Source organism: Nocardiopsis sp. RV163, assembly GCF_001029525.1.
Taxonomy (GTDB): domain Bacteria; phylum Actinomycetota; class Actinomycetes; order Streptosporangiales; family Streptosporangiaceae; genus Nocardiopsis; species Nocardiopsis dassonvillei.
In genome coordinates, this window is sequence record NZ_LEKI01000231.1 from 1 (window position 1) to 6,262 (window position 6,262).

At 73.3% G+C, this 6,262-nt stretch carries 7 protein-coding genes; 1 reads left to right on the forward strand and 6 read right to left on the reverse strand.

What is annotated here, in order from left to right; genetic code table 11:
- The 4 genes from ABD54_RS24760 to ABD54_RS24775 form a co-directional block, all read right to left on the reverse strand.
- Positions 1-1,372, reverse strand: a 1,372-nt coding sequence (locus ABD54_RS24760) for an ATP-binding protein (RefSeq protein ID WP_047871958.1), incomplete at its 3' end; no start/stop codon positions are given.
- Positions 1,373-1,642: 270 nt separating this feature from the next.
- Positions 1,643-2,026 (reverse strand): hypothetical protein, encoded by a 384-nt coding sequence (locus ABD54_RS24765; RefSeq protein ID WP_047871953.1) that lies wholly within the window; start codon positions 2,024-2,026, stop codon positions 1,643-1,645.
- Positions 2,023-3,099 carry a serine hydrolase gene (locus ABD54_RS24770; protein WP_047871954.1) on the reverse strand — a complete coding sequence of 359 codons (1,077 nt, stop codon included), beginning with the start codon at positions 3,097-3,099 and terminating at the stop codon, positions 2,023-2,025. Before ABD54_RS24770 ends, ABD54_RS24765 begins: the two co-directional genes overlap by 4 nt.
- Positions 3,100-3,109: 10 nt before the next feature.
- Positions 3,110-3,634 carry a helix-turn-helix transcriptional regulator gene (locus ABD54_RS24775; protein WP_047871959.1) on the reverse strand — a complete coding sequence of 175 codons (525 nt, stop codon included), beginning with the start codon at positions 3,632-3,634 and terminating at the stop codon, positions 3,110-3,112.
- Between the two features lie 226 nt (positions 3,635-3,860).
- Here ABD54_RS24775 and ABD54_RS24780 point away from each other — a divergent pair, with 226 nt between their 5' ends.
- Complete coding sequence (locus tag ABD54_RS24780; RefSeq protein ID WP_047871955.1) at positions 3,861-4,376, forward strand: hypothetical protein; 516 nt, start codon at positions 3,861-3,863, stop codon at positions 4,374-4,376.
- Between the two features lie 193 nt (positions 4,377-4,569).
- Here the strand turns inward: ABD54_RS24780 and ABD54_RS24785 are convergent, their stop codons facing one another.
- The gene (locus ABD54_RS24785; protein WP_047871956.1) at positions 4,570-4,821 is read right to left on the reverse strand and encodes a hypothetical protein; all 252 of its coding nucleotides are present in this window, start codon (positions 4,819-4,821) and stop codon (positions 4,570-4,572) included.
- Positions 4,822-4,824: 3 nt separating this feature from the next.
- Positions 4,825-6,171 carry a TRAP transporter large permease subunit gene (locus tag ABD54_RS24790; protein ID WP_047871957.1) on the reverse strand — a complete coding sequence of 449 codons (1,347 nt, stop codon included), beginning with the start codon at positions 6,169-6,171 and terminating at the stop codon, positions 4,825-4,827.
- Positions 6,172-6,262: the final 91 nt, after the last annotated feature.

Sequence of the window (6,262 nt, forward strand, 5' to 3'; positions counted from 1 at the left end):
GCTCCGCGGGGCGCCGGGGGCGGTGCCCGGCGCGCGGGCCGCCGTGCGCGGGTTGGGACTCGGTGACCAGGTGCGGCGGAACGAGGACGACGACGCCGACGCCGCCGCGGGCCGAGGGACGGAAGCTGACGCCGAGCGCGTGCTTGTCGGCCAGTCGGCCCACGACCGCCAGGCCCGTGCGGGTGCCGTGCAGCGTGGACAGGTCGCGGGGCTCGGTGACCAGGCTCTCGGCCAGCCTGCGCTCGCGCACGCGCATGCCCAGTCCGCTGTCCTCGACGGTGACGGACAGGCCGGTGTCCTCCTCCTGGACGTAGACGTGCACCTCGGTGCCGTGGGCGGAGAAGTCGGCGGCGTTGTCCATGAGTTCGGCCAGGGCCTGCATGACGCCCTCGGCGGCGTGCCCGGCGATGGAGGCGGTGCTGGTGTTGTGCAGGCGAACGCGGCGGTAGGCGCTGATGCGGCCCATGGCTCCGCGCAGGATGCTCTCCATGACGATGGGCCGGGTCCAGCGGCGGCCCGATCGGCCCCCGGCCAGTACGACGAGGCCGTCGGCGAGGCGGCCGGTGCGGGAGACCCCGTGGTCGATGTCCAGGAGGTCGCCGAAGACGCCGGGGCTGTCGCCGTAGCGGTCCTGGAGTTCACGGAGCTTGGCCAGCAGGGAGGTCAGGTGGGCCTGGATGCGGGCGCCGGAGGCGGCGGTCGTCTCCATGGCCGAGGCGGAGCGGCGGGCGGCGGCCAGCAGCTCCTCCAGCGTGTGCGCGCGCAGGCGGGCGAGGGCGTCGTGGACGGGGGGCAGTTCCTCCCGGAGCGTTTCGGCGGCGCCGACGCGGTCCTCGCGTACGCGGGCGACCATGAGCGGCAGACCGACGCGGTCGAGGTCGGCGATCTGCTCCTCCAGAGCGGTGCGCCGGGCCAGGGCTTCGGCGGCGCGCACGCGCGCGGTGTCGAGTTCGGCGGTGACGGCGTGGGTGAGCCGGTGCAGCGCGACGTGACGGGGCCGGGGGTGCTCTTCGAGGACCTCGCGCGCGGCACGGCCCGCGCGCAGGCCCTCGATGAGGGCGGGCAGGAGCTGGTCGACCAGGTGCTCGGCCTCGCGTTCGAGGGCCTGGGCGGTGGCGTCGACCCGGGTGGCGCGCTCGCGGGCGGCGCGGGCCGCCGCGGCCTGGTGCGCCGCCGCGGTCACGGCGGCGCACAGGGCGGCTCCGGCCGCGCCGACGGCCAGGGCCACGCTCTGGCGGGCGTCGGGGTGGACCGTGACGACCGCCCAGGACCAGGCGGGGGCCGCCAGCGCGGTCACGGCCAACAGGGCGGCCAGGGCCTGTCGTCCGGGGCGCGGGGGCCGCCGTCGTCGGTCGGACGGGTGAAATGGCATGGGCGGGTTCCTCGCGGGGCAATCGTGCGAAGGGGGCGGGTCCGTGCCCGGTCCCGTCGCCCGGTCTCCGGGCAGGGGAGGTCCACCCGGTTTCCCCTCGGGGGAATTCGAGGGCGGACGGAAATCACCGTAGACCACGGGCGAAAGGCACGTGGGCTTTCTCGCGAGGAACCCCGGTCAGACGGCGGAGAAGTGCGTCATCCCACTTTTTCCGCGCTTCTTAATTCCGACATAACATCACATCGCGCACTTTCCGCGCGGCTGCTCCGATCAGCCGAAAAGGAGGAAGGCCGCGAGGACCACCGCCAGGAAGACCAGCGTGCCGATCGCGGAGCGGCGCCGGGAGGCGGCACCCGCGTCGTCGGCGCGCGCGGGCAGGCCGGGCCAGCACAGCACCGCGGCCGCGGCGGCCCCCGCGCTCAGGGCCACGTCCAGGTACCAGACCGCCACGGGGAAGAGCGCCCACGTGGTCAGCAGCAGCGAGAGCGCCAGGAAGAGGAGCGTGTTGACCGCCCGGTTCAGCACGTCCCAGCGGTCCGCGAAGCGGAACCCGCCCCGGCCGCGGAGCCGCAGGAGCACGTCCGCGGCGCTCAGGACGCAGACGCCGTTGAGGAACACGGCCCCGGCGTAGGGCAGCACGTCCATCAGGCTCATCGGGCGTCCTCCCCCGTCAGCAGCTCCAAGACGGCCTCTTCCAGTCCGGTGGTCGTGTTGCCGAAGGCCAGCACCGCGCGCCCGCCCTCCCGGTCCAGGGCGACCATGGAGGCGAAACCGCCGGTGGCGCCGTTGTGCCAGGTGACCTCGGTGCCGCCGTGCGCCTGCGTGATCCAGGCGAACCCGATCCGCTGGTCCGGCCCGTCGTCCCAGCGCGGCTCCAGGGCCGCCGCACCCGGGGCGGTGCCCTCCAGCAGCGCCGCGGCGAAGCGCGCCATGTCGGCGGGGGTGGAGCGCACGCCCCCGGTGGGCGCGTAGGCGCGGGCCAGCCAGGGGTCGGCCCGGCGCCCCCTGTCGGTGTAGCCCTGGATCGCGTCCTCCGGCAGGTCGCCCCCGGAGCCGGGCAGGGTCGTGTCGTCCATGCCCAGGGGGTCGAGCAGCCGTTCGCGCAGCAGGGTGGCGTAGTCGGTCCCGGCGGCGTTGGCCAGGGCGTGGCCCAGGATCGCGGTGCCCATGTTGGAGTAGTGGGACTCGCCGCGGTCGGACAGCTCCGCCGCGGCCACCTGCGCGACCAGGTCGTCGTAGTCGTAGGGGTAGGGGTCGTTGCCCAGGTAGGAGGCCGCCGCCGAGACCACGATGTCGGGCGGGCGGGGGGAGATCCGGGGCAGTCCGGAGCGGTGGCTGGTCAGCTCGGCCAGGGTGACGTCGGCGGCCGGGGCGCCGTCCAGCTCGACCAGCTCCCCGAGCCGGGTGTCGGCGGTGGCCTCGCCGCGTTCGACGGCGATGGCGAGCAGCATCCCGGTCATGCCCTTGGCGACCGAGCCGATCTCGTAGTCGGTGCCGTCGTCGGCGCCGAAGTGGGCGAAGCCCACCCGTCCGCCGTCGACCTCGACGACGCTGACGCGGTCGCGCACGCCCTCGGACAGCAGCGGGCGCGCCCGGTCCAGGAGTCCGGGGTCCCCGGACTCCTCGGCGGACAGGGCGGGTGTGTGCGGCCGTGCGGCGATCCCGAGTACGACGACCAGGACGGCCGCCGCACAGGCGACCGCGACGGTCCCCCTCCTGGCTCTCACGGAAACCTCCTTACTGGGGCGCTCCCCCGGCCGCCGTGAGGACGGCGAGCAGGGGGACGACGCGTTCCGGTGGAATGGCGTAGTGGCCGCGCCGGACGGTGATGAGCCATCCGGCGGCGGCGAGCAGGTTGACGTGGTGGTAGATCTGGCCGGTCGAGCCGAAGTCGGAACGCTCGGCCAGGGCGGCGACGGTCCCGGTCCCCCTCCAGACCGCCTGCAGCAGTTGGAGCCGCACGGGGTTGCCCAAGGCGTCGAGGCTGGCGGCGTGGCGGGCCCAGTCGGACTCCTCCAGGCGCTCGACCGGCAGCCCCTGCTGCCACTCCAGCGCGTCCTCCTCCCCCTCGCCGTCGCGGACGATCCCGGCGAAGACCACGCCGCCGCGTCCGGTGACGCGCTCCCGAAGGGCGTTGAGCGCGAAGAACACGTCTCCGAGCTCCCGCGCCGCGGGCGCCCCGGCCGCGCGTTCGCCGGCAGCCTCCAGGGCGCCGACCCGCGCCTCCAGCTCGGCCAGCCGCTCCTCCGTCGTCCGGTCCACCACAACGCCACCTTACATGTTCTTCCGTAATTACGTAATTCCAGATTACCAGAACCGTGAGCTTTGCCCGATCCGTAGGAACGGGTGGGGTGTCGCTGACCCGCGGGGTCGGATGATGAAGACAAGGCGCGCGGATCGCGCATCCGCAAGAGGGACACCCCAGCGGCCGTTCCCACGTCCCGGACCGCGCAGAGGCCAGCGGGGACGGCCGGGAAGGATCCGGAACATGCGAACGCAGGCAGCCAACGGCTGGCAGTTCTTCGTCGCGACAATGCTGATCGTCATCGGGGCGATCAACGTCATCCAGGGGCTGGTGGCGCTCGTGACCCCCGAGTTCTACGCCGTGGAGAGCACGGACGTCCTCCTGGTGGGCTACACCTCCTGGGGCGTGCTGCTGGGCCTGTGGGGGGCGGTGCTGATCGTCGCCGGTCTGGCCGTGCTGTCCCGCAGCACCTGGGCCCGGGGCTTCGCCCTGGTCCTCGCCTCGGTGAACGCCGTCGCCCAACTGGGCTTCGTCATGGCGATGCCGCTGTGGTCGATGGTGGCCATCGCGGTGGACCTGCTGGTGATCTACGGCCTGACCGCCGGCTGGCCCGACCACGAGCGCGAGTCCAGGCGCACCGAACGCCACGAGGGCGTCTACCAGAGCGGTTACAGCGCCGCCCACGCGGCGCCCAGGCCCGCGCAGTCCCCGGAGGGGAGCACCGGCTCGCCGCAGCAGGCCAGCGGGCAGAACTACTGAGAGCCCGCCCCGGGCCGCCCCCGTTCCCCAGGACGGGGGCGGTTTCGCGCGCCCGTGCGCGGCCGGTGGTTGGGACCGTCGGGCCGGGGTGGAGGCCCCCTCCGCGCCCAGGGGGCGGCCGCCGCGGACACGGCCGGGGGCGGTGGCCGAGGCCACCGCCCCCGGCGGATCGGTCACTCCCCCGCGGAGCGCCTCACTCCTCTCCCCCGCCCCTGTCGTCGGTGAGGTAGTTGGCCAGGAACCCGAGGACTCCGAAGGCCGCCGCGGCCGCGACCGCGGGGACGAACAACAGGTCCGAGGTGGTCGTGATCCAGTCCGGCCGCCGCGCGAGGACCCCGGCGAGCTGGCCGGCGACGAGCAGGACACCGAGGAGGAAGCAGGCGACGAGGCCCAGCTTGAACAGGGTGCGCACCACGAGGAGGGCGCGGGATCTGATGGTGGTCATTGTTCAGCCTCCGAAGACCGGTAGGGCGCCCCAACCGATGAGGCAGCCGATCAGGAAGATCGGGATCATGTAGTAGAAGATCAGCGGCAGGAAGGTGCTCTCGGGCCGGGCTCCCGTCAGTCCGGCCGCCACGAAGATCGACCCGGACGCGGGCGGCGAGGCTCCCTCGGTGGAGGCGAACACCAGGATGGCGATCACCGCCAGCAGCGGGTCGACGCCCACGCCGACCAGTGCCAGGAAGGAGATCTGCCCGACCGCGGTGAGGGTGGCCGTGGAGGAGAGCGGCCCGGCGACCAGGGCGATCACCAGTCCGACGGCCACCACCAGCAGGAAGCGGTTGACCGGCAGGTTCTCCAGCAGGGTGTTGACGTCCTCCGCGAGTCCGAGGCGGGCCAGGATCTCGCTGGCCGCGATGGCGAAGAACAGCAGGGCCCCGATGGTGGCGAACTTGGGCAGGGCGCCGTCGAGCAGGGCCGACCAGTCCCGCGGGTTCCGGGGCAGGCGGTCGCGTCCGGCGACGAGGGAGAACACGATGATCAGGATCGGGATCCAGATCAGCAGCGAGATCTCCCCCATGGCCCCGCCGAGCGGGGTGGAGTCCTCCAGGTAGTCGGCCAGGGGCCCCGCCGTGACCACGATCGGGATGAGCGCGCCCAGGAAGATGGTCAGGGCTCCCGCGCCCTGCCGCAGGGACTCGCGCAGGGGCAGCAGGTCGGTCTCGTCGGCCCTGGGGATACCGTCCCTGCGCACGAAGTACGCGATCAGGGCGAACCTGAGCAGGATCTGGTAGGCCCCGGCCGCGAGCAGGCCCATGTAGACCTGGCCGGTGCTGACCATGCCCCCGGCGAAGCCGATCATGATGACCATGGAGGCGCTGGGGGGCAGGGCCGCACCCATCCCCCCGTTGCCGGCCATCACGGTGGCGGCGCGGGTGGGGGACCACCCTGTGCGCACCATCCAGGGGCCGGTGAAGGAGCCGCTGGAGGCGGTGTTGGCGGAGTTGGACCCGGACAGGGCGCCGAAGACCGCGGAACCGGCCGTGTCGATGAAGGCGGGACCGCCGCGGACGCGCCCGAAGAGGGAGTTCAGGATGGCCAGGATCCGCTGGATCAGGCCCGTGACGTCGATCAGGTAGGCCATGAACACGAAGGCCAGGGCCGCGTAGAGCACCTCGTGGGTGAGGGCGTCGGCCAGCCCCCGCAGCAGGTAAGCGGGCGCCTGAGCTCCGGCGAACAGCGCGGTGACGACCAGTCCGAGCAGCATCGCCTCGCCCATGTTCCGTTTGAACACGACGTTCCAGACGATGATCACGGCGATGAAGGCCGCCAGGGCTAGGAGTGCGATGGGCATGGGTGGACCTTCGGGAGGGGAGACGGGGAGTGGTGGCGGCCGGGTGCGGCGGGGGGCAGGTCCGGCCGCCACCACTCCCCGTCTCCCCTCC

Excerpts from the sequence above, each read along its gene's own strand:
- ABD54_RS24765 (WP_047871953.1), bottom strand. The coding sequence starts at position 2,026 with ATGAGCCTGATGGACGTGCTGCCCTACGCCGGGGCCGTGTTCCTCAAC.
- ABD54_RS24780 (WP_047871955.1), top strand. The coding sequence starts at position 3,861 with ATGCGAACGCAGGCAGCCAACGGCTGGCAGTTCTTCGTCGCGACAATG.
- ABD54_RS24785 (WP_047871956.1), bottom strand. The coding sequence starts at position 4,821 with ATGACCACCATCAGATCCCGCGCCCTCCTCGTGGTGCGCACCCTGTTC.
- ABD54_RS24790 (WP_047871957.1), bottom strand. The coding sequence starts at position 6,171 with ATGCCCATCGCACTCCTAGCCCTGGCGGCCTTCATCGCCGTGATCATC.